This window comes from Klebsiella sp. PL-2018, from assembly GCF_019048985.1.
GTDB classification, from domain to species: Bacteria; Pseudomonadota; Gammaproteobacteria; order Enterobacterales; family Enterobacteriaceae; genus Klebsiella; species Klebsiella michiganensis.
Window position 1 is genome coordinate 4,267,196 of record NZ_CP077673.1, and the last position, 19,608, is coordinate 4,286,803.

Annotated in this window: 23 protein-coding genes; 2 read left to right on the forward strand and 21 right to left on the reverse strand. The window is 60.3% G+C overall.

Annotated features, from left to right (window positions below; translation table 11 throughout):
* Nucleotides 1-109: 109 nt before the first annotated feature.
* From MKleb_RS19970 to MKleb_RS19985, 4 genes are all read right to left on the reverse strand, one after another.
* A complete protein-coding gene (locus tag MKleb_RS19970; protein ID WP_009654897.1) occupies nt 110-1,009 on the reverse strand; it encodes a Dyp-type peroxidase in 900 nt (299 codons plus the stop codon).
* A 93-nt stretch (nt 1,010-1,102) separates the two neighbouring features.
* The gene (locus MKleb_RS19975) at nt 1,103-1,678 is read right to left on the reverse strand and encodes an RpoE-regulated lipoprotein (RefSeq protein WP_014230324.1); all 576 of its coding nucleotides are present in this window, start codon (nt 1,676-1,678) and stop codon (nt 1,103-1,105) included.
* A gap of 63 nt (nt 1,679-1,741) precedes the next feature.
* Nucleotides 1,742-2,191, reverse strand: coding sequence for a DUF2919 domain-containing protein (locus MKleb_RS19980; RefSeq protein ID WP_004853030.1), 450 nt, complete (start codon nt 2,189-2,191; stop codon nt 1,742-1,744).
* Nucleotides 2,178-2,603, reverse strand: coding sequence for a GNAT family acetyltransferase (locus MKleb_RS19985; protein ID WP_004853033.1), 426 nt, complete (start codon nt 2,601-2,603; stop codon nt 2,178-2,180). The genes MKleb_RS19980 and MKleb_RS19985 overlap by 14 nt, the downstream gene beginning before the upstream one ends.
* A 211-nt stretch (nt 2,604-2,814) precedes the next feature.
* Here MKleb_RS19985 and amiA point away from each other — a divergent pair, with 211 nt between their 5' ends.
* Both amiA and hemF read left to right on the forward strand, forming a co-directional pair.
* Nucleotides 2,815-3,690 (forward strand): N-acetylmuramoyl-L-alanine amidase AmiA, encoded by an 876-nt coding sequence (amiA, locus tag MKleb_RS19990; RefSeq protein WP_217076150.1) that lies wholly within the window; start codon nt 2,815-2,817, stop codon nt 3,688-3,690.
* Nucleotides 3,690-4,589, forward strand: coding sequence for an oxygen-dependent coproporphyrinogen oxidase (gene hemF, locus MKleb_RS19995; protein WP_014839170.1), 900 nt, complete (start codon nt 3,690-3,692; stop codon nt 4,587-4,589). Before amiA ends, hemF begins: the two co-directional genes overlap by 1 nt.
* Nucleotides 4,590-4,703: 114 nt before the next feature.
* Here hemF and eutR read toward each other — a convergent pair whose 3' ends face one another.
* The 17 genes from eutR to eutS all read right to left on the reverse strand — a co-directional run bounded on the left by eutR (nt 4,704) and on the right by eutS (nt 19,565).
* Nucleotides 4,704-5,756, reverse strand: a complete 1,053-nt coding sequence (gene eutR, locus MKleb_RS20000; RefSeq protein ID WP_025106630.1) for an HTH-type transcriptional regulator EutR — start codon at nt 5,754-5,756, stop codon at nt 4,704-4,706.
* 48 nt (nt 5,757-5,804) lie between these two features.
* Nucleotides 5,805-6,287, reverse strand: a complete 483-nt coding sequence (gene eutK, locus MKleb_RS20005) for an ethanolamine utilization microcompartment protein EutK (protein WP_014230327.1) — start codon at nt 6,285-6,287, stop codon at nt 5,805-5,807.
* A 10-nt stretch (nt 6,288-6,297) separates the two neighbouring features.
* Complete coding sequence (eutL, locus tag MKleb_RS20010) at nt 6,298-6,957, reverse strand: ethanolamine utilization microcompartment protein EutL (protein WP_004853042.1); 660 nt, start codon at nt 6,955-6,957, stop codon at nt 6,298-6,300.
* Nucleotides 6,958-6,966: 9 nt separating this feature from the next.
* Complete coding sequence (gene eutC, locus MKleb_RS20015; protein ID WP_025106629.1) at nt 6,967-7,860, reverse strand: ethanolamine ammonia-lyase subunit EutC; 894 nt, start codon at nt 7,858-7,860, stop codon at nt 6,967-6,969.
* Nucleotides 7,861-7,880: 20 nt separating this feature from the next.
* Nucleotides 7,881-9,242 (reverse strand): ethanolamine ammonia-lyase subunit alpha, encoded by a 1,362-nt coding sequence (eutB, locus tag MKleb_RS20020; RefSeq protein ID WP_086074280.1) that lies wholly within the window; start codon nt 9,240-9,242, stop codon nt 7,881-7,883.
* Nucleotides 9,243-9,253: 11 nt separating this feature from the next.
* On the reverse strand, nt 9,254-10,657 hold the full coding sequence (eutA, locus tag MKleb_RS20025; RefSeq protein ID WP_217076151.1) for an ethanolamine ammonia-lyase reactivating factor EutA: 1,404 nt from the start codon (nt 10,655-10,657) through the stop codon (nt 9,254-9,256).
* Nucleotides 10,654-11,886, reverse strand: a complete 1,233-nt coding sequence (gene eutH / locus MKleb_RS20030) for an ethanolamine utilization protein EutH (protein WP_025106627.1) — start codon at nt 11,884-11,886, stop codon at nt 10,654-10,656. Before eutH ends, eutA begins: the two co-directional genes overlap by 4 nt.
* Nucleotides 11,887-12,078: 192 nt before the next feature.
* Complete coding sequence (gene eutG / locus MKleb_RS20035; RefSeq protein WP_025106626.1) at nt 12,079-13,266, reverse strand: ethanolamine utilization ethanol dehydrogenase EutG; 1,188 nt, start codon at nt 13,264-13,266, stop codon at nt 12,079-12,081.
* A complete protein-coding gene (gene eutJ / locus MKleb_RS20040; protein ID WP_025106625.1) occupies nt 13,256-14,095 on the reverse strand; it encodes an ethanolamine utilization protein EutJ in 840 nt (279 codons plus the stop codon). The genes eutG and eutJ overlap by 11 nt, the downstream gene beginning before the upstream one ends.
* Nucleotides 14,096-14,105: 10 nt before the next feature.
* Nucleotides 14,106-15,509 (reverse strand): aldehyde dehydrogenase family protein, encoded by a 1,404-nt coding sequence (locus tag MKleb_RS20045; RefSeq protein ID WP_025106624.1) that lies wholly within the window; start codon nt 15,507-15,509, stop codon nt 14,106-14,108.
* Nucleotides 15,510-15,520: 11 nt separating this feature from the next.
* Nucleotides 15,521-15,808, reverse strand: coding sequence for an ethanolamine utilization microcompartment protein EutN (gene eutN / locus MKleb_RS20050; RefSeq protein ID WP_004853058.1), 288 nt, complete (start codon nt 15,806-15,808; stop codon nt 15,521-15,523).
* Nucleotides 15,809-15,922: 114 nt separating this feature from the next.
* Nucleotides 15,923-16,213 carry an ethanolamine utilization microcompartment protein EutM gene (gene eutM, locus MKleb_RS20055; RefSeq protein WP_000387720.1) on the reverse strand — a complete coding sequence of 97 codons (291 nt, stop codon included), beginning with the start codon at nt 16,211-16,213 and terminating at the stop codon, nt 15,923-15,925.
* 41 nt (nt 16,214-16,254) lie between these two features.
* Entirely contained in the window at nt 16,255-17,271 is a 1,017-nt protein-coding gene (gene pta, locus MKleb_RS20060; protein ID WP_014230333.1) for a phosphate acetyltransferase, read from the reverse strand.
* Entirely contained in the window at nt 17,268-18,071 is an 804-nt protein-coding gene (gene eutT / locus MKleb_RS20065) for an ethanolamine utilization cob(I)yrinic acid a,c-diamide adenosyltransferase EutT (protein ID WP_025106623.1), read from the reverse strand. Before eutT ends, pta begins: the two co-directional genes overlap by 4 nt.
* A complete protein-coding gene (eutQ, locus tag MKleb_RS20070) occupies nt 18,068-18,760 on the reverse strand; it encodes an ethanolamine utilization acetate kinase EutQ (protein WP_217076152.1) in 693 nt (230 codons plus the stop codon). Before eutQ ends, eutT begins: the two co-directional genes overlap by 4 nt.
* Nucleotides 18,738-19,217: an ethanolamine utilization acetate kinase EutP gene (gene eutP, locus MKleb_RS20075; RefSeq protein WP_025106622.1), complete on the reverse strand. Its 480-nt coding sequence runs from the start codon at nt 19,215-19,217 to the stop codon at nt 18,738-18,740. The genes eutQ and eutP overlap by 23 nt, the downstream gene beginning before the upstream one ends.
* A 12-nt stretch (nt 19,218-19,229) precedes the next feature.
* Nucleotides 19,230-19,565: an ethanolamine utilization microcompartment protein EutS gene (eutS, locus tag MKleb_RS20080; RefSeq protein WP_004123425.1), complete on the reverse strand. Its 336-nt coding sequence runs from the start codon at nt 19,563-19,565 to the stop codon at nt 19,230-19,232.
* Between the last annotated feature and the right edge of the window lie 43 nt (nt 19,566-19,608).

A 19,608-nucleotide genomic window follows, 5' to 3' on the forward strand; every position in this document is an offset into this window, starting at 1 on the left:
ATGGCAAAGCTTATCTGAATCACGCATGCAGAACCGGAAAACGTTCGACGCCTGCCGGCCGCGCCGAACGGTCCCCTCTCCCTGCGGGGGAGAGGGTCAGGAGAAGATCTTACAGCGCCAGCAGTCTATCCAGCGAAGGCGCGAAGTAGTATCCGCCGGTCACCGGTTTGGTAAAACGCAGCATCGCGTCGCGCTTACCGTCGGTATCGCCGAACATGCTCAGCAGCTGCTGTTCAATATTGTGCAGACGCGCGCAGTAGGCGCAAAAGTAGAGGCCGTGGGTGCCGCTGGCGGTACCGTACGGCAGGCTCTGACGCACAATCTTCAGCCCTTTACCTTCTTCTTTCAGATCCACGCGGCTCAGGTGAGAGGTATCCGGACGATCGTCGCCGTCAATCTCTTCGTTGGCTTCTTTGGTACGGCCGATCATCATCTCCTGATCGGGAACGCTCATGCGATTAAGCTGCTTGAGGTTGTGCTCCCAGCGCTGCACAAATACGTAGCTGCCGCCCGCATCGACGCCATCCTGAATCACCGCCACTTCACGGCGGGTCTCTTCCCCCGCCGGGTTTTCAGTACCGTCGACAAAGCCGCTCAGATCGCGCTCTTCAATCCAGCGAAAGCCGTGAATCTCTTCTTTGACATCAATCGCTGCGCCAAAAGCGGACAGGGCCGCCTGAGCGACAGAAAAATTCAGCTCATGCTGCGCGGACAGAATGTGGATTAGCACATCATACTGGGTGGCCGGGGCCAGACCTTTGCCATAGGACGGGAAGTCTTTTAGCTCTTCAGCCCCGACGCCACCGCTTAGCTGACGCCAGACGTTATGGCCAAAAGCGACCACCGCCCCCAGCTTCGCTTCCGGGTATTTCGCCTGAAAGGTGGCTAACTTATCGGCAAACACCTTGCTGGCTTCGCGCAGGGCGTCAACATCGCCTTTGACATTTGCTTCAATCCAAATCGCCGCACGGCAATGTTCCGGCAAAATGCCGCTCTGAACCTGAGACATCGCTCCTCCTGAAATAGTACAACCACAACGCTGTGGCTTTTTAAGGCGCTATTGTACCCGCTTTTTCAGGACCTCGAATCACTTCAGATCAAATTAGCGACGCCAGATAATCTTGCTCACCTTCCAGTTTTTCAGCGTGTCGTCGGAGGGCATTAGCTCATCAGGGCCGCTCCAGTTGCCGGTGAAGGCATAGCTAATATGCTGGCTACCCTCGGCCTTGCACTCCACCACGGCACCGTTATCGTTGCTGCCTTTCTGGCAGTTACCAAACGCTTTGCTGTAGATATCGCTGAACGGGGTACCGATTTTCACGCCGCTGGCGGCTTTGATATTGCTATCGCGCACGTCGATGCGGCTAATAGTCCCGCTCTCGCCGTTGATGGTCAGCGCGACCTTGTCATCTTTTAACGCTTCGAAATAGCGCACAATATTGCCGTTAGCCGTTTTCATGCCGCTGCGCAGGCGGTAGCTGCTGCCGAGCGCGTCGCCGATCGCCTGCTCGCTCAGCGCCGTTGACGCCGTCAGGTTGCCTACGCCCTGTTCGCTCACCTCCATAGAGGAACCAAACCAGTTCCACGGATAAGCCGCCGACCAGTTCACCGAGCTCATCGTTGAGCAGCCGGTTAAAGCCAGCGGTAGTGCGCAGAGAAGTAAACGTAGCGATTTCATGACTGAGTGTCCTTTCTGATGTATTCAACGCAAGTTGGAGTGCGCGATCGGCAAAAAGTGCCGTTAAACCTGTTCTTCGCGAAAACAGGCTTTCAGCCGACGGCTGCTTAACAGCCACCAGAGCGCGTAAAGATCCGCCGCCAGCAGGCCGATGGTCACCGCCGAAGGCGACTCGCCGCTCATCCACAACAGCGGTTGCCAGACCAACAGCAAGAGCTGGGAAAGCACCAGCAGCCAGCGCATCATGGGCCAGAGCCGGGGGAAGCGCTGACGATGCCCGCTAATGATAAACGCCAGCACCGCCGGAATGCCGGGGAGCAATCCCAGCCAAAAATTATCGTGGTCCGGATAAAACAGATTCAGCAGCGCGTCGCCCTGCTGGCGTGACGCGCCGGCCATCAGAAATAGCACCCACGTCCGCGCCTGAAGCAGCAGCACGCACCAAAAGAGAAACGGCAAACGCAGGCGGCCGTGGGTATCGAAATCGGCGGGGATAAACTCAGTATTCTTCATCTTCAATTAAGCGCTTGCCGAGGCACAGCACGTCTGAATGCTCATAGCCAAGGCGTTCGTACATCCCCTGCACCACGTCATTATCTTCGCGAACCATAATATTTATTTTCGGACAGCCGCGGGCGATCAGCTTTTTCTCCAGCCGATTAAGCAGCGCATTAGCAATACCGCGACCGCGATATTCAGGATGCACGCCAAGATAATAGGCAGACCCGCGATGCCCGTCATAACCGCCCATCACCGTGCCAACCACTTCACCGTTAACTTCGGCGACCAGAAACAGGCTGGCATCGTGGTTCAGCTTACGTTCAATATCCATTTCCGGATCGTTCCATGGGCGAAGGAGATCGCAACGCTCCCACAGGGTGATGACCTCTTCGAAATCTTGCTGGCGAAAAACGCGTATCTCCATGGTATTCCCCACCATTGACGGTTAAAAACAGAGATTATGGCGTGATTGTGCCCGATAGCCAATATCAGGCGCAATGAACCGCAAAAAATGGCATACTATGACTTTGTCATGTATTGAAATGAAAAGTAAAACAATTCTTATTTTGAATGGTCGTATCAGAAAAGACGATACGATATAACATTGGTTACCACTTGTTTGCAATTCAGGCCGAATGAGCACTTTTAAACCATTAAAAATACTTGCTTCGCGCCGCCAGGTGCTGAAAGCCGGGCTGGCAGCAATCACGCTTTCAGGGATCGCCTCACAGGCCAGCGCGAAAGAACAACAGCCATTGAAAACACCCAATGGGCACAGCAAACCCGCAGCGAAGAAAAAAGGCGCCAAACGCGTCGTGATGCTCGACCCGGGCCATGGCGGTATTGATACCGGCGCTATCGGCCATAACGGTTCAAAAGAGAAGCACGTCGTGCTGGCGATCGCTAAAAACGTGCGCAGCATTCTGCGCAGCAACGGCATCGATGCGCGCCTGACGCGCAGCGGCGATACCTTTATTCCGCTCTATGACCGGGTGGAGATCGCCCACCAGCACGGCGCCGATCTTTTTATGTCAATTCACGCCGATGGTTTCACCAACCCGAGCGCGGCCGGCGCCTCCGTTTTCGCCCTTTCCAACCGCGGCGCCAGTAGCGCCATGGCAAAGTATCTCTCGGACCGTGAAAACCGGGCGGATGAAGTGGCCGGCAAGAAAACGACGGATAAAGACCACCTATTGCAGCAAGTGCTGTTCGACCTGGTACAAACTGATACCATCAAAAACAGCCTGACGCTCGGTTCCCATATCCTGAAAAAGATCAAGCCGGTGCACAAGCTGCACAGCCGCAATACCGAGCAGGCGGCGTTTGTGGTGCTGAAATCGCCGTCGATTCCGTCGGTGCTGGTAGAAACCTCGTTTATTACCAATCCGAACGAAGAAAAACTGCTCGGCACCACCGCGTTCCGACAGAAAATCGCCACAGCGATTGCCAACGGCATCATCAGCTATTTCCACTGGTTCGATAACCAGAAAGCCCACTCGAAGAGACGTTAATGAGACCCGATGCGCACCAGGTAAAAGCTTTCCTTCTCCAGCTCCAGGATGCTATCTGCCAAAAGCTCAGCGCCGTTGACGGCAGCGAATTCATCGAAGATAGCTGGCAGCGGGAAGGCGGCGGCGGCGGACGCAGCCGGGTGCTGCGCGATGGCGGTATCTTTGAGCAGGCTGGCGTTAACTTTTCGCACGTGCACGGCGAGGCGATGCCGGCCTCCGCAACCGCGCACCGCCCTGAGCTGGCGGGCCGCAGCTTTGAAGCGATGGGCGTCTCGCTGGTCGTGCATCCGCGCAGTCCCTATATCCCCACCAGCCACGCCAACGTGCGCTTCTTTATCGCGGAAAAACCGGGCGCCGAGCCGGTATGGTGGTTCGGCGGAGGCTTCGATTTAACCCCCTACTACGGCTTTGAAGAAGATGCCGTTCACTGGCATCGCACCGCCCGCGACCTGTGCCAGCCCTTCGGCGAAGAGGTTTATCCGCGCTATAAAAAGTGGTGCGACGACTACTTCTTCCTCAAGCATCGTAACGAGCAGCGCGGCATCGGCGGCCTGTTTTTTGATGATTTGAATACCCCGAACTTTGACCATTGTTTCGACTTTATGCAGGCGGTGGGCAATGGCTTCACCGATGCGTATCTGCCCATTGTCGAGCGGCGTAAAGAGAGGGTCTGGGGCGAGCGCGAACGCGCTTTTCAGCTCTACCGCCGCGGGCGCTACGTGGAGTTCAACCTGGTGTGGGATCGCGGTACCCTGTTCGGCCTGCAAACCGGCGGCCGCACCGAATCCATTCTGATGTCGATGCCGCCGCTGGTGCGCTGGGAATACGACTACCAGCCGGAAGCGGGCAGCCCGGAAGCGGCGCTGAGCGAGTTTATTCAGGTGCGCGATTGGGTTTAACGTTGCCTGATAGTGCGGTTCGCAGGCCAGATACGGCGCTGTTTTGCCTGATGGCGCTACGCTTATCAGGCCTGCGATGACGGCGCGAATCGCCATCCGCTAAATAGATCGTCATCACGCCCACTGCCGCATCCGCTGATGCAGCGTCAGCGACGGTTTCTCGGCGAACAGCTGCTGATAATCGGTAGCGAACTGGCCCAGGTGCCAGAATCCCCACTGCATCGCCGCATCCTTAACCGTCGTGCTCTGCGACCACGGGCTAATCAGCTCCCGGCGCACCGCGTTTAAACGAATGCGCTTCAGCCAGGCGTTCGGCCCGATCCCCAGAATGGCGTGAAAGGCGTTTTGCAGCGTACGGCGGCTGACGTGCAGCTGCTGACATAAATCGAGAACCGTCAGCGGCTCCGACATATTCTCCAGCACGTACTCCCGCGCCCGGGAAAGCAGACGCCGATAGCTCTGGTGGCTAATGCTCTCGGCGGTAATCATCGGCTGCGCCTCCTCCAGCATCGCCCCCATCGCCAGCAGGAGATTATCGCCCAACACCTTACGCACCGCGGGCTGATGAAGGTTCTCCGGATTCTCGCTAAACGTCGCCAGCGCCTGCTGCACAAAGCCCCACAGCGCCGCCTTGTGCTCCTCTTTGACCTCCAGCGCCGACTGGTTACGCAGCATATGCAGCACCCGCTCCGGGTGATGCAGGAAGCTGGCCTGGCGGGAAATGACATCCTCCGAGATCACTACGCCCAGAATGGTGTAATCATCCGGCGTGCTGAGCTCAAACTCGGTGCCGCCGGGTCGGGTGGCGATTTCGGCGCTGCCGAGGCACTGTGAGCCAATAAACCCCTGCTCGCCGCGGGTTGCCGGAATACCGAACCAGAAGGAGTTCGGCCACACCAGGCAGGACTGACGCAGCGCCAGGCCGGTATATTCGCGAAAGACCTGAATATCATCGAGCAGGATTTCGGTAAATTCACCGTGAAATTTCCCCGGATGCAGCTGATCGTAAATCTGCTGCCAGGCGGTAATCGTCAGGGCATGTTCATAGACATCGGTGGTCCGCCGCTGATGGACGTTGTCCACCTCGACCATCGGCGTCAGTTTAACGTCTTCGGGTAATGCTTCATGATAAAGATGGTGCAGGTTGGCCGGTTTTTTCTTTTTCATGATCTGATAAACCGGGAGCGCTTTCGCGTTCCCGGCACCTCCGACTGGTTAATTTTTTAAGCGATAGCGACTACTGCGTTTACGCAACGCTCCGGTAGAAAAGAGCTGCTCCAGCGCCTTCCTGGCCTCTTCAAGCGACCAGCCGAAATGGGCGGCCACCTCCCCTGCCGTCATTCCCTGACGCGTCGAAGAGAGCAGCGTCAGCAAGGGTTCTGAGGATTCCACGACCACCGGCGGCTCCGGCGTTTGCGGCAGCCGTTGAAAACCGGCGATCAGCCGCTGGGTATCCTCTTCCGGGCGTCCAATCTCCCGACGGCTGATAACGCGCCCCGTACGCTGCGCCGCAGCGCTGCCGGCATCCAGCGCTGCCCGGCACGCCGCCAGGTCGCCTTCCACCACCAGCGTCAGCCTGCCGGGGTCAAGAACCTCATGGCTGAGCAGCCGCACGTTGGCCGCCTTCAGCATCGCATCCGCCGCGTCAACGGCGGCCACCATGCCGTCCACTTCCAGTAATCCCAGGGCGTTGATCATCGCTTCCCCCTTACGCGCGCTGGATTGGATGACGGGCAATATCCAGAACGGCATCGGTAAAGGCGTTACAGGCGGCTTTACAGGCGGCCTGGCTTCCCGTCAAAAAGGCGGCGGAATAGTTGGTTTCCGACGGCGGCGGCACGTAGGTCACCAGCTGCACGTCGGCCGATTTCATTGCCGCATCGATACCGAAGGTCGCCTCCAGCGGCGGCGCCACCAGATAAGCGATCGGATCGCCCAGCGCAATGCCGGAGGTAGACGAGAGATAAGAGCCGGTACGCGACACCACGTGCGCCAGAAACGCCGTATCTTCGGCATCGTTGGCCCACTGGAACGCGGCCCCAGTTTCGATATGCGCCACCATCGCATCCAGACCGGCGCGCACTTCCGCCGGGTTCGGGCCGCCCAGCATAATCAGCACTTCACCTGCGGTTGGCGAAGGGCCGTGGGCCGCGCCGGCGTAAAGAGAACGACCGTAGACCACTTCCACCATCGCCTGTTTTGTCGCTTCGTCAGCGGCAATATAAGTCACATCATCCGAATCCGCCGTGATGAGTCCGAGGCTACGTATATGTGGCGGTAATTTAAGCTCGCGGGCAAAGCCGTCATTCACTGAGGCAATCACGCGCATGGCCGTCACCGAAGGGCGAATTAAATCTAATGCAGGCATGATGCCTCCTTACCGAGTCATGTTGATGCCGGAAGCCTTCTGCTCCAGCATGCGTTTGGCCAAATCGACAATCACCGCCGCGGCTTCTACCGGGGGCGTACCGCCCTGGTGAATATTGGAAATACAGGTCCTGTCCGCTTCGACGGTGGTCGCCACGCGCGGCGAATACACGGCGTAACAGGAGAGGCTTTCCGACTGCCCCAGCCCCGGACGTTCGCCTACCAGCAGGATGACCACCTTCGCGCCGAGAATTTCGCCAATCTGATCTTCAATTTTGACCCGCCCGTAGCGGACGAAGAACGGCGTACCGACCTTCAGTCCGGCCTGCTTCAGGCCCGACAGCAGCGGCGGCAGGATCTCTTCATAGTTGACGGTAATCGCGTCGGTAGAGAGGCCATCGGATACCACCACCTGAACGTCAGGATTCGCCACGCACTGCGCCTTCAGCGCCTCAATAGCCTCCGGACTCAGCCGACGGCCCATATCCGGGCGCGTCAGGTAGAGGTTTTTGTCGCTAATTTCGGAGCGCACCTCCAGCAATCCCTGGGTTTTCACCCACTCCTCCGGTACCTCTTTCAGCACCGTATCCTTGGAGCGCGAGTGGTCGGCGAGGAAGCGCAGCAGCGCGAGGGTGCGCGGACGCGGACCGGCGCGGCCGGTACACACGCGCGCTGCGGTGCTGCGCTTCAGTTCGGCCAGCACTTCCGCACGATGCGGCTGCTGCACGCCAATCCAGCCTTTCGCCTCTGGCGAACCTAAATCCAGCACGCAGCTCTCCGCCGCGACCTCGCACCGGCTGGCGCACTTCGTCACCGTCGCCTCAGGCGCTGCTGCTGCCGTCTGCGGTTGTCCCATTGACGCCATCACGCTACGTACAATTTCTTCAATCTGCTTTTGATCCATCATGTGTCATCCCCGCGTCATCAAAAGAACAGTGACGGATCGCCCGCCCGTTGGGTCAGACGACCGTTTGCCATAATGCCCATGGTTTCCAGCCAGCGTTCGAACTCCGGCGACGGCCGTAGATTCAGCAGCTGACGGACGGTAGCGGTATCGTGAAACGCGGTGGTCTGATAGTTGAGCATGATGTCGTCGCCGAGCGGCATGCCCATGATGTAGTTGCAGCCGGCGGTGGCGAGCAGAATCATCAGGTTTTCATTGAGGTTCTGGTCGGCGTCGGCATGGTTGGTGTAGCAGCAGTCGCAGCCCATCGAGATGCCGCTCAGCTTGCCCATAAAGTGATCTTCGAGACCGGCGCGAATAATCTGCCGATCGTTATAGAGGTACTCCGGCCCGATAAAGCCCACCACGGTATTGACGAGGAACGGATCGTAGTGCCGCGCCAGGCCATAGTTGCGCGCCTCCATCGTCACCTGGTCGGCGCCGAAGTTCGCGCCGGCCGACAGCGCCGAGCCCTGCCCGGTTTCAAAGTACAGGCAGTTCTCCCCGGCGATACGGTTAAACTCGGCGCCGACCGCCCGCGCTTCATCGAGCATCGCCAGCTCCACGCCGAACTCTTTTAGCCCCTTTTCGCTGCCGCAGATGCTCTGGAAAATAAGCCCCCCCGGGGCGCCGCGACGGATCGCTTCAATCTGGGTGGTAACGTGCGCCAGCACGCAGCCCTGGGTCGGGATATTAAACTTGTCGATAACGCCGTAGACGGTATCGAGGACGCGGGTCAGGTTCTCCACGTCATCGGTTACCGGGTTAACGCCGATCACCGCATCGCCCGCGCCGAACGAGAGCCCTTCGTAGATTTGCGCGGCAATGCTCTGCACGTCATCGCGGGTATCGTTCGGCTGCAGGCGGCAGCTAAAGGTGCCCGGCAGGCCGATGGTGGTGTTGGCTTTTTTAATCACCGGCATTTTCTTCGCGCCGTAGATCAGGTCGGCGTTGGAGCAGACCTTCGCCACCGCCGCCACCACTTCTGAGGTCAGCCCTTTGCGCACAAACGCGATGTCATCGCTGGTGACCTCATCGTTAAGCACGTATTCGCGCAGGTCGCTGATAGTCCAGTTTTTAATCCGCTGATAGGCGGTTTCGTTGACGTCATCCTGAATCAGGCGCGTCACGCAGTCCTCTTCATAAGGAATCACCGGATTGTTACGAATATCGGCGACCGTCATATCGGAGAGCACCTGCTTCGCCGCCACGCGCTGCTGCGAACTTTCCGCCGCCCCCCCCGCCAGCACATCCCCCGAACGCAGTTCGTTGGCTTTAGCCAGCACCTCTTTTACATCCTTAAACTGATAAACATTGCCGAACAATGTGGTCTTTAGTTTCATAAGTCGTTCCCTCAGGAAGGAAATGCGAGTGATTTCACCGTCACCGGCACAACCGATCCGCCAAAAAGAGGCGTACCAATGTCGATATAGTCCCCCGCCCGTACGCTCACCTCATCGATGACCGCCAGCGGGAGTTGTTGCAGCTGCGGGCGCAGCAGCATGCCCAGCGCTTTGCCAAAGTCCTGCTCGGCCACCACCAGCAGGGGATGCGGGTTGGGAAAGCGCGCGACAAAAGCCAGCAGCGCGTCAATCACCACCAGCAGGGCGGCGTAGCGCACCGGCAACGAAGCAGGAAGCGCCAGCACGTAAGCATCCGATCCCGGATCCAGATCGAGCTGCATCAGCGCCTGCTGCCAGGCGCTCAGCAGATCGGCTTCATCAAGCGGGATCGCCACCGGCAGATTGCGCAGCGGGAGCTGAACCCCCTCCAGCCAGATGGTGCTGCCGGAAAGCGAGAGCGTGTGCGCGCCGGCGCCAATCACCGTGGCGCGTACGGTTTGCGCCGGGAACTGCACGTTCATCTCCCGCAGCCGCGGATGCTCATGCAGCGCCGTGGCCAACAGTGGCCCAATATCAGAAAAACAGAACGGATCCGCGGGCTGGTTGCGGTAGCACTCGCCCACTCCGCCGGAAAGGGTTATCACCTCGGGTACCGCGCCTGCGGGCAGCAGGCCGGTTTGCATCAGCCGTTGCGCCAGCGGAGAGAGCGTGCCGTCGATAACTTCGACGATCAGCTCCGCCATCCGCCGCGCTACCTGCGCTAACTGCGAAGCACTCAACGCGCGCGCATCGGCGCCTGCGCCAAAAACCTCATCGACGATCATTTGTCCCGGCTGATGGTCATAAACCACCCGCCCCTGGCCGTCGGTCTCCAGCAGGCGCCCGCCAACGTTCAGGCAGGCGGTGGCGCTGATTTTTCCCGCTTCAAACAGCGCGTAGTTTGAAGTACCACCGCCGATATCAATGTTCAGCACCCGGCACATCCGCTGTTCAGAAAGGGTTTGCGCCCCGGCGCCGTGACCGGCAATCACCGATTCCAGATGCGGCCCGGCGCTAGCCACCACAAAGTCGCCGAGCGACTGCGAGAGCGCCATCACCGCCGGGCGGGCGTTACGGGTTTTCGCGCTTTCGCCGGTGATAATGATCGCCCCGGAGTCCACCGATTCGGGGGCAACCCCGGCGGCCTGGTACTGCGCCAGAATCAGCGCCTTGAGTTCGGCCTCCTTCAGACCGCCCTGCTTATCAACCGGGGTAAAGAAGACCGGGCTTTGCCAGCTAATTTCGCGTTTGATGAATTCGTAGCGCGGCACCTGCGACACCGCCGCACGGTTAACCAGCTCAAGGCGGGAGAAGATCACCTGAGTGGTGGTGGTGCCAATATCGATACCGACGCTCAGCAGCTGGCGAGTTTTCACGATTGCGCCTCCGCTTCGGTTTTCGCCGCCGCCGGCGCGCTTTCATCTTTCGGCACCAGCAGCATCGCTACGCCAATGGCGGTGACGCCGCCGATCAGCTTGCCGACGATCATCGGGAAGATCATGGCGTTCATGTTGGCGGCGGCGAAGCCTAAGTGATCCCCCAGCGCGAAAGCGGCGGAGACGGAGAACGCGCAGTTGATGACTTTGCCGCGGGTATCCATCTGCTTCATCATGCCGAACATCGGGATGTTGTTGGCCAGCGTCGCCACCATACCGCCGGCAGCCATATTGTTGATTTTCAGCAGATTACCGACGCGCATCAGCGGCTTTTCAAACCAGCGGGTCAGCAGCAGCACCATTGGATAAGCGCCGAGCAGCACGCAGGAGATCGAGCCAATGACTTCAATGGCGCGCATCACCTCGCCGGGCTGGTCGCCGGGAGCCATAAAGATCGGGTCGAGCCCCGGGATCAGATCCCAGCCGAGCAGGAACTTGATGACCGCCGCCGCCAGGCCGATGGTAATCAGCGCCACCAGAAATTTGGCGAAGATCTGGAAGCCGTTGATCATTTTTTCCGGAATAAACTTCAGCCCCAGCGCCACCAGCACCGCGACGATAAGCACCGGGATCATATTCATCAGGATCAGCGCGAAAGTGAACTCCACCGGCTGTCCGTTAATCTCCACGCCGGAGTACATGGCCACCAGGCCGCCGGCGATGCAGCCGATTGGAATCGTGACGATCCCGGCCAGCACGCCCAGCGCCAGGTAGCGGCGGTCGGAGGGCTCGATGATGCCGAGCGCGACCGGAATGGAGAACACCAGCGTCGGCCCCATCATCGCCCCGAGGATCAGGCCGGAATAGAGCCACGCCGCCACGTCGCCGCCCGCCAGCTCTTTAGCGAGGAAGAAGCCGCCCATATCGCAGGCCAGCAGCGTTCCGGCGAACATCGACGGGTTGGCACCGAGCATTTCATACAGCGGAATTATCACCGGCCCGAGCAGATGCGCCAGTACCGGCGCCAGCGCGGTCATCCCGACCATCGCCAGGCCCAGCGCGCCCATCGCCATAAACCCCTCTTCGAACTGGCCGCCGGATCCTTCGATGCTTTTGCCAAACTTGCCGAGAAAGCGCGCCGAGCCGCCAAACTGCGACAGGATCCTGTCCACGGCGGCAATCAGCATAAAGAACATCATGATGTACATGATGATTTCGTTAATTCCCATAGCCTTTACTCCCTGTCATTTATGATTTGTAGATACTGTGAACGCCGGGGCATTAACCGCGCTCCGGGGGCTTTCCCGGGTCGCGGCGTGAACGCCTTACCCGGGCTATGGAATAGCAGACGGCTGCGATCCTGTAGCCCGGCTAAGCGCAGCGAGCCGGGACAGCCACACGCCTCCGGGAAAATGGCCGCATCAGCGCGCCGCCGCGTACAGATCGATAACCTGCTCCCGGGTGGCGGTGCGTGGATTGGTGCGCAGACAAATGTCCTCCTGCGCCGCCTGCGCCCATGCGCTGAAATGTTCGGGCTTCGCCCCGGCGTCAGAGAGTCGTTTGCTCAGGCCGACTTCGGCGATCAGCGCCTCAACGGCGGCAATAGCCTCGTGGTCGTCGGTTTTTTTAGCGGTCAGCGCCCGGCCGATCTGGCTGAAACGCTCGCGGCATACCATGCGGTTAAACCGCATTACCGTCGGCAGCAGCATGGCGTTGGCCTGCCCGTGTGGAATATGCAGCGCCGCGCCGGGCTGATGCGCCATCGCATGACACAAACCCAGACCCGCGCTGGAAAAGGCCATTCCCGCCATACAGGAAGCCAGCAGCATGCTTTCGCGGGCGGCGAGGTCGTGGCCGTAGCCCACGGCCTTCGGCAGCGCCTGGCCGATCATCGCTATCGCGCCAAGCGCCAGGCTATCGGTAAAGGGCGTCGCGTTGAGCGCGCTGTACGCCTCAACGGCGTGGGTCAGCGCGTCAATCCCGGTCATCGCCGTCACCGGCGGCGGAACGCCTTCGGTCAGGGCGGCGTCGAGAATCGCCACGTCGGGCATGAGCGAGGCGTGCGCCAGCACCTGCTTGCGCCCGCTGACCGCATCGATAATCACCGTCACGTTGGTGGTTTCCGAGCCGGTTCCGGCGGTGGTCGGCACCGCAATGAGCGGCAGACGCGGGCGCAGTACGCTGCTTTCCGTCATCTCGCTGAGCGTCTGCTCCGGGTTGGTGACCAACAGCGCGACCGCTTTCGCCGCGTCAAGCACCGAACCGCCGCCAAAGGCCACCACGCCGTCGCACTTCGATTCGCGCAGCTGCGCCACCGCCGCGCAGACGTCGGTAATGCACGGCTCTCCCGGCGGACAGGGCCAGACGGTCATCGCCACCCCCTTCATCGCCAGGCTGCGCGCAAGCCCGGCGGTCATTCCCGCCTGATGCAGGAAACTGTCGACCATCACCAGCAGATGGCTTACGCCTCGCGCTTGCGCTTCCTGACCGCAGGCGCTCAGCGCGCCGAGGCCGCACAGCGTCACCGGCGGCACGCTGAAGGTTTTCACCCGCTGCAGATTCAGGGTATCGAATGCCTGAAAGAGCGCCGTCTGCAGTTCAGCTTGCATAGATTCCCTCCGCTTTCTCTCTCCCGCTGTTGGCTATCGCCAGCGGGGTCATAAACAGGCTGTGCTGCGGTAAATGCACCCGTAATTCCGGGAAGCGCTTGCGAAACAGCGCGTCCACGCCCGGCTGCATACAGGAGCCGCCCGCCAGCCATAAATCAGCAATGCCCTGGCCTTCGATATGGTGAGCAACAATCTCGGCCATCTTTTCGTATACCGGCTTCACCACCGGCCAGATCTCCTGGGCGTTGCTGCGCTTGTACTGCTCCGCCTCTTCCAGCGGCATGCGGCGGTTACCGGCAAGGGTCAGGGAGATATGGTGACCGCCGGTCGCTTCATCGGCGGAGTACGTCACCTCGCCCCGTTTGACGATAGCGATCCCGGTGGTGCCGCCGCCGATATCCACCACGCCCGCGTTGTCGAGCTGTAGCAGATCCGCCACCGCGGTCGGTTCATCCAGCACGTGGCTAACTTCCAGCCCGGCAGATTCGAGTACGTTGATCGAAATACGCGGGTCGGTGCCCGGCGGAAACGAGGTCGCCGCGTGGCTGAAGCGACAGCCAAGCTGCTGTTCGAGCGTATCGAGATGGCGGCGCACGATGGTGACGGCGCCGAAGAAATCCCAGACGATGCCGTCACGCACGACGTCAGCCCAGTCCAGACACACCGCCACCGGCTGCCCTTCGCTGTCGACAACCATCGACACCACGTCGCAGGTGCCTAAATCCACGCCCAGCCACAGCGGTGATTCACTGGCGGCAGGCGTCTGATTACACAGGGCGGCCGCTTTTTGCAGTCTGGGGGTGAGCCAACGTTGTTCGTCGTGTGCCATGAGTCATCCCTTATACAATTCGGAAGGCATCCACCAGCACGCAGCGCCGCAGGCGAACGAAGGTGCGCGCACTGGTTACCCCCTCCCCGGTTGGCGTGGTGATGGTCATGGTGGTCCAGCCCTCTCCGCCCAGCCCGAGCCCGGCGATGCACGGCCCGTTTTTAACGAAAATGCTGGTATCAATGGCGTTCGCCATCTGATTCATGTTGTCGATATTGCGCGAGTGCATCGCCGCCGTGTGGTGGCAGCCGCCCTCCAGCTGCACCGCCAGCGCGATAGCGTCATCGACGCTGGCCACCCGTACGACAGGGAGCACCGGCATCATCAGTTCCGTCACGGCAAATGGATGGCTGGCCGGGGTTTCCACGAACAGCAGGCGCGTCTGCGGCGGCACGTTCAGGCCGATGGCGGCGGCAATCTTGCTCGCGTCACGTCCCACCCAGTCACGGCTGACCGTACCTTTGCCGCGCTCATCGATATTCTTCAGCAGCACCGGCTGAAGCTGCTCGGCCTGGGCCGCGCTGAGCTTCACCGCCTGCTGGCCTTCCATCAGGCGCATCAGCTCGTCGGCGACGCTATCGACCACAATCAGCACCTTTTCGTCGGCGCAGATGATGTTGTTATCAAACGAGGCGCCTTTGACGATGGACTGTGCGGCGCGCGCCAGGTCGGCCGTTTCGTCGACCACTACCGGCGGGTTACCGGCGCCGGCGGCAATCAGACGTTTATTGGTATGCTTGCGCGCGGACTCCACCACCGCTTCACCGCCGGTGACCACCAGCAGGCCAATACCGGGGTACTTAAACAGCCGCTGGGCCGTTTCGATGTCCGGGTTCGCCACGGTGACCAGCAGATTGGCCGGACCGCCCGCGGCAATCACCGCCTGGTTGAGCAGCATAATCGCCCGCTGGGAAACCCTTTTCGCCGCCGGATGCGGGGCGAACACCACGCTATTGCCCGCGGCAATCAGGCTGATGGCGTTATTAATTACCGTCGCCGCCGGGTTGGTGGAGGGGGTGACCGAGGCCACCACGCCCCAGGGCGCGTTTTCAATCAGCGTCAGGCCGTTATCGCCGGTGAGCACCTGCGGAGAGAGGCACTCCACGCCCGGCGTGCCGCGCGCCTGGGCCACGTTTTTGGCAAATTTATCTTCAACGCGACCCATGCCGGTTTCGCTGACGGCAAGCTCCGCTAATTCTCTGGCGTGTTTTTCGCCCGCCTCACGGATGGCGTGAATCGCCAGCTGGCGCATCGCCACGCTTTTCAGCCCCTGCTGGGCCACCTTTGCCGCCGCGACGGCGTCATCCAGGGAGGCAAAGACGCCCATCTCATGAACGGCGTCGTCCGGCTGGCTGCTGGCCGTCATTTTCAGCAGTACCGCTTTCACCACCTGTTCAATATCCTGTTGATTCATGATGTTCAGTCCTATTTATGGAAAATCACCTGACCGCCGGCCACCGCTTCATCGACGATACCGATGACGCACAAATCCACAGGAGACGCCTCGCTGCGGTGTGCCTGTCGCGCCGAGCTTCCGCTCACCAGCAGCACCCATTCGCCGGGCCCCGCGCCGATGCTGTCGATGGCGACGGCGCACTGCCCGTCGGGCTTGCCCGCGGCATCAATCATCTCCACCATTAGCAGCTTGTCGTGCGCCAGCCCCTGATGGCGGACGGTGCAGACAATCTGTCCCGTGACGACTGCCAGTTTCATACCGCCTCCCTGAATTGCGTGGTAAGTCGTGGGCCGGATAAGCGCAGCGCCATCAGGCAATGGCGCGCGTTAATGCCGGAGGGCAACGCTGGCGCGTCTTATCCGGCCCGACCATCAGATGTTGCTGTCGCCTTTAAAACTGATGGGGAACACCTCCTCCAGATCGCCGTGCGGACGCGGAATCACGTGCACCGATACCAGCTCGCCGATGCGCTGCGCCGCAGCGGCGCCGGCATCGGTAGCGGCTTTGCAGGCCGCCACGTCGCCGCGCACCATCGCGGTCACCAGACCGCCGCCAATCTGCTTCACGCCAACCAGCTTCACGCGCGCGGCTTTCACCATCGCATCAGAGGCCTCAATCAGCGCAACCAGGCCCCGGGTTTCAATCATTCCTAATGCTTCCATTGTGTTTTCCTCTTACTTAAGGGGGTCCAGAACGGGACCGTTCATTCAACCTGCGTGGGTAAGCGGCACTCGCCGCTTACGTCACTCCGGCGCGGCACGGCTGCCACTAACGCCAGTTCGATAATTTCCTGCACGCTACAGCCTCGGGAGAGGTCGTGGAGCGGTGCGGCCAGCCCCTGAATCAGCGGCCCGACCGCACGATAGCCGCCCAGGCGCTGGGCGATTTTGTAGCCGATGTTGCCGGCTTCCAGCGACGGAAAAACCATCACGTTGGCCCGCCCCTGCAGCGGACTGGCGGGCGCTTTTTGCGCGGCGACCTCCGGCACGAAGGCGGCGTCAAACTGCAGTTCGCCATCCACCATCAGCTGCGGAGCGCGCTGACGTACGATCTCTGTGGCCTGCTGTACGTTGGCGACGTTGGGATGACGGGCGCTGCCGCTGCTGGAAAACGACAGCATCGCCACCCGCGGCTCCTCGCCGGTAATGGCCTGCCATGTCTCCGCGCTGGCGATGGCGATATCCGCCAGCTGCGCCGCCGTCGGCTGCGGCACCACGCTGCAGTCGGCAAATCCCAGCGCCGGTCCGACGTACTGCGGCAGCATCAGAAAGATCGACGACAGCGTTTTGCAGCCCGGCTGAAGGCCAATAATGCGTAATCCGGCGCGCAGCACGTTCGCCGTCGAGGAGAGATTGCCGGCAATACACACGTCGGCCTTCCCGGCGCTGACCATGGCGGCGGCGAACATCAGCGGGTCGTTGAGTTTTTCCTCCGCGTCCGGCGGCGTTTTTTCTCCGGCGCGGGCAAGCCAGCTCCGGGCAAACGCTTCGCGCATTTGCCGGTTGCTGTGCGGGTCGACGATCTGCATACCGTCCATCGGCAGGCGGTGGCTGAGGGCGAACTGGCGCAGGGCAAAAGGGCTGGCGATCAAAATCGGCTTTGCCAGCCCCTGCTGCTGGAGGTAGTGCGCCGCTTTGAGGACGCGGATATCCAGCGCGTCCGCAAACACCACCCGGGCGGGCGAACGCAAAGCCAGTTGACGGGCGCGTTGAATAATCATTGCTCCCCTCCCAGACGCTGTTGGATCTGACTGACGGTTAGCGGATGTTTCGCCACGCTTAAAATCATCATCACGTAGACGGTGCTGGAGAGGCGGTTGATCGCCTGCAGAATGTCCGGACGTAAGACCTCAAAACTGCGGGTAATAAAGACCTGCGCGGCGACCGTTTCCGTTTCGCGTATTTTGCTGCGCAGCAGATTGAGCAGCGCGGCATCGCGGCCGTGGCCGGCTTCCGGCACCAGATGATCGTGGTCGAGATAGCGCAGCGGCTGGTGGGAAAGGCGATGCAGTTCATCCTCGTTCAGCCCGACGATAGACTGCGCCGCCAGCGGTTCACCCACGGCGTCGGCGCGCATAATATTGCCCAGGCGCGAGCGGATATCCGCCAGCCAGGGCTGCCAGGGCTCCGCCAGTTCGATTTGCAGCCATACCGCCAGGGCGATGGTGGCGTCGAGGGCGGCGCGAAAGCCCAGCCGCGGATCGCTTTTGGCGACCATTTTTTCCGCCGTCAGATGGGTCAGGGTGTCCGGTTTTTTGTCTACCGGCTGGCGGCACAGCTCGCAGCAGGCCTGCGGATGCGTACCGCTGCTGGTTAAACCGTGTACCGGCTGCGGCTGCTGCGCGTCGTCATCGACAAACAGGCTGCCCTGCTCGTCGAGAAACTTAATGCGCAGACGGCGGCTTTCCAGCAGCTCCCGGGCCGAAGGCGTCAGACGGGCGTCGGCGGGCAGATGAATTTCTGCTCCTTCGCTGAGCGTATGGTTCGCTCTGAGCCAGGCTTCGGTAATAAAATCTTTCATAGCGATTGCCAGTTCGCAGGCCAGGCGACGTACAGGAAGCGCACGGTCGACGGCGTGCCGAATTCTATGCTCGAACCTTTCGGGATAAACATCACGTCCCCGGCTTTGGCCACCATGGTTTCGCCTTCATGGCGCACGTGGAGTTCGCCCTCCAGCACCATGTCGACCTCGTCATAGTTCAGCGTCCAGGGGAAGAAGGCGTTTTCCCACTGCATAAACCCGGAGGCCATGCTGCTGCCGTCCTGCTCGGTAACCAAATCCGTTAAGCCGACGCGGTGCGGTTCGGCGCCGTCGAAGCGGCCGAATTTCACGCTGCTGCCGTCAATGACCTTTACGCCGCCTTTACCGGTGACCGCCTTAAAGCTGGGCTGCATCGCGTCCATCCCCAGCGACTGCTTCTCCTTCATCACTTTTTCCATCAGCTGCGCCACCAGGCTTTCGGTAAACTGCCCTTCCGGCAGCTGCGCGATAATGGTTTCGCGAATGCGCTGGCTTTCGGTTTTTTCCTCTGCCGCCGGGACTGCCGGCTCTGGCGCAGATTCATCGCACTCCTGGATGGCGACGCCCAGCAGCTCCGCGACTTCGCGGGCTTCCGGGGTGATGATGCTGGCGCGCAGCACAACCGATATTTCCTCTTCGCCTCGCGCGTGGGCCGCACGAATATCGTTAGCTGTGATAAGTTTCTTCACCTGCCCCTTCCTCCTTTTGGCTGAGCTCACTCAGGTAATTCACCAGATGCTCTACGCTTTGCGGGTCGTGAGCGTTGAGTTCGAAAATCGGCTCCTGAAACCCCATCCCGTGCAGCAGTTGCCGCACCGCGGCGACGTCGGCGTCCGGCATATCCGTTTTGCTGATCGCGGCGATATGTCGTTTATTCGCGCCAATATCCAGTAGCCCGGCGGGTAAGCGACTTTCGGTATCATTTGCCGCGTGGACATAAATCAACGTATCAACATCCTGCAGCGTGGTAATTAATGCGTGGTACCAGCGCGGATGGCTGAAATATTCCCCCGGGGTGTCAATATCGCCTTTCTCGTTAAATTCCACGGCCTGCGTTTTTCTCGCGAGGGAATAATTTCCCTGCAACGCATTAAATAGCGTTGTTTTTCCCGCGCCCACCGTACCGACAAATGCAATACGTTTCATTGCCGCCTCTAATTAGCTTTTGGTTAACTCGCAGAGGGTGTAATTTAATAATCGGCCAAGCCCGCTCACCGTCTGCAGCAGCGCCTCTTCTACCGCGCCGACCGAGCCGTAAATCACCAGCGCGCCGCTAAACCGGTCGAGAAAACCGATATGCACATCGGCGGCCTTCATCGCTAAATCACCGGCGATCATGGCGGTTTCTCCAGGGGTTAAGGTCATAATGCCGATAGCGCCGGATTCGGGAACGCCGATCTTTTTCGCCAGTTCTGCCCCAGGGTGCGCAATCAGATGCGCCAGCGTCACCTGCTTGCCGGGTACAAATTCCTGAATGATGCGTTCTTTATCCATGGCTCACCGCTCCGCTAAAACTTGCGCTTATCGTGACAAGTTT

What these genes read in the sequence shown, in the direction of transcription:
- MKleb_RS19970 (WP_009654897.1), bottom strand. Translation starts at nt 1,009, where the DNA reads ATGTCTCAGGTTCAGAGCGGCATTTTGCCGGAACATTGCCGTGCGGCG.
- MKleb_RS19975 (WP_014230324.1), bottom strand. Translation starts at nt 1,678, where the DNA reads ATGAAATCGCTACGTTTACTTCTCTGCGCACTACCGCTGGCTTTAACC.
- MKleb_RS19980 (WP_004853030.1), bottom strand. Translation starts at nt 2,191, where the DNA reads ATGAAGAATACTGAGTTTATCCCCGCCGATTTCGATACCCACGGCCGC.
- MKleb_RS19985 (WP_004853033.1), bottom strand. Translation starts at nt 2,603, where the DNA reads ATGGAGATACGCGTTTTTCGCCAGCAAGATTTCGAAGAGGTCATCACC.
- amiA (WP_217076150.1), top strand. Translation starts at nt 2,815, where the DNA reads ATGAGCACTTTTAAACCATTAAAAATACTTGCTTCGCGCCGCCAGGTG.
- hemF (WP_014839170.1), top strand. Translation starts at nt 3,690, where the DNA reads ATGAGACCCGATGCGCACCAGGTAAAAGCTTTCCTTCTCCAGCTCCAG.
- eutR (WP_025106630.1), bottom strand. Translation starts at nt 5,756, where the DNA reads ATGAAAAAGAAAAAACCGGCCAACCTGCACCATCTTTATCATGAAGCA.
- eutK (WP_014230327.1), bottom strand. Translation starts at nt 6,287, where the DNA reads ATGATCAACGCCCTGGGATTACTGGAAGTGGACGGCATGGTGGCCGCC.
- eutL (WP_004853042.1), bottom strand. Translation starts at nt 6,957, where the DNA reads ATGCCTGCATTAGATTTAATTCGCCCTTCGGTGACGGCCATGCGCGTG.
- eutC (WP_025106629.1), bottom strand. Translation starts at nt 7,860, where the DNA reads ATGGATCAAAAGCAGATTGAAGAAATTGTACGTAGCGTGATGGCGTCA.
- eutB (WP_086074280.1), bottom strand. Translation starts at nt 9,242, where the DNA reads ATGAAACTAAAGACCACATTGTTCGGCAATGTTTATCAGTTTAAGGAT.
- eutH (WP_025106627.1), bottom strand. Translation starts at nt 11,886, where the DNA reads ATGGGAATTAACGAAATCATCATGTACATCATGATGTTCTTTATGCTG.
- eutG (WP_025106626.1), bottom strand. Translation starts at nt 13,266, where the DNA reads ATGCAAGCTGAACTGCAGACGGCGCTCTTTCAGGCATTCGATACCCTG.
- eutJ (WP_025106625.1), bottom strand. Translation starts at nt 14,095, where the DNA reads ATGGCACACGACGAACAACGTTGGCTCACCCCCAGACTGCAAAAAGCG.
- MKleb_RS20045 (WP_025106624.1), bottom strand. Translation starts at nt 15,509, where the DNA reads ATGAATCAACAGGATATTGAACAGGTGGTGAAAGCGGTACTGCTGAAA.
- eutN (WP_004853058.1), bottom strand. Translation starts at nt 15,808, where the DNA reads ATGAAACTGGCAGTCGTCACGGGACAGATTGTCTGCACCGTCCGCCAT.
- eutM (WP_000387720.1), bottom strand. Translation starts at nt 16,213, where the DNA reads ATGGAAGCATTAGGAATGATTGAAACCCGGGGCCTGGTTGCGCTGATT.
- pta (WP_014230333.1), bottom strand. Translation starts at nt 17,271, where the DNA reads ATGATTATTCAACGCGCCCGTCAACTGGCTTTGCGTTCGCCCGCCCGG.
- eutT (WP_025106623.1), bottom strand. Translation starts at nt 18,071, where the DNA reads ATGAAAGATTTTATTACCGAAGCCTGGCTCAGAGCGAACCATACGCTC.
- eutP (WP_025106622.1), bottom strand. Translation starts at nt 19,217, where the DNA reads ATGAAACGTATTGCATTTGTCGGTACGGTGGGCGCGGGAAAAACAACG.
- eutS (WP_004123425.1), bottom strand. Translation starts at nt 19,565, where the DNA reads ATGGATAAAGAACGCATCATTCAGGAATTTGTACCCGGCAAGCAGGTG.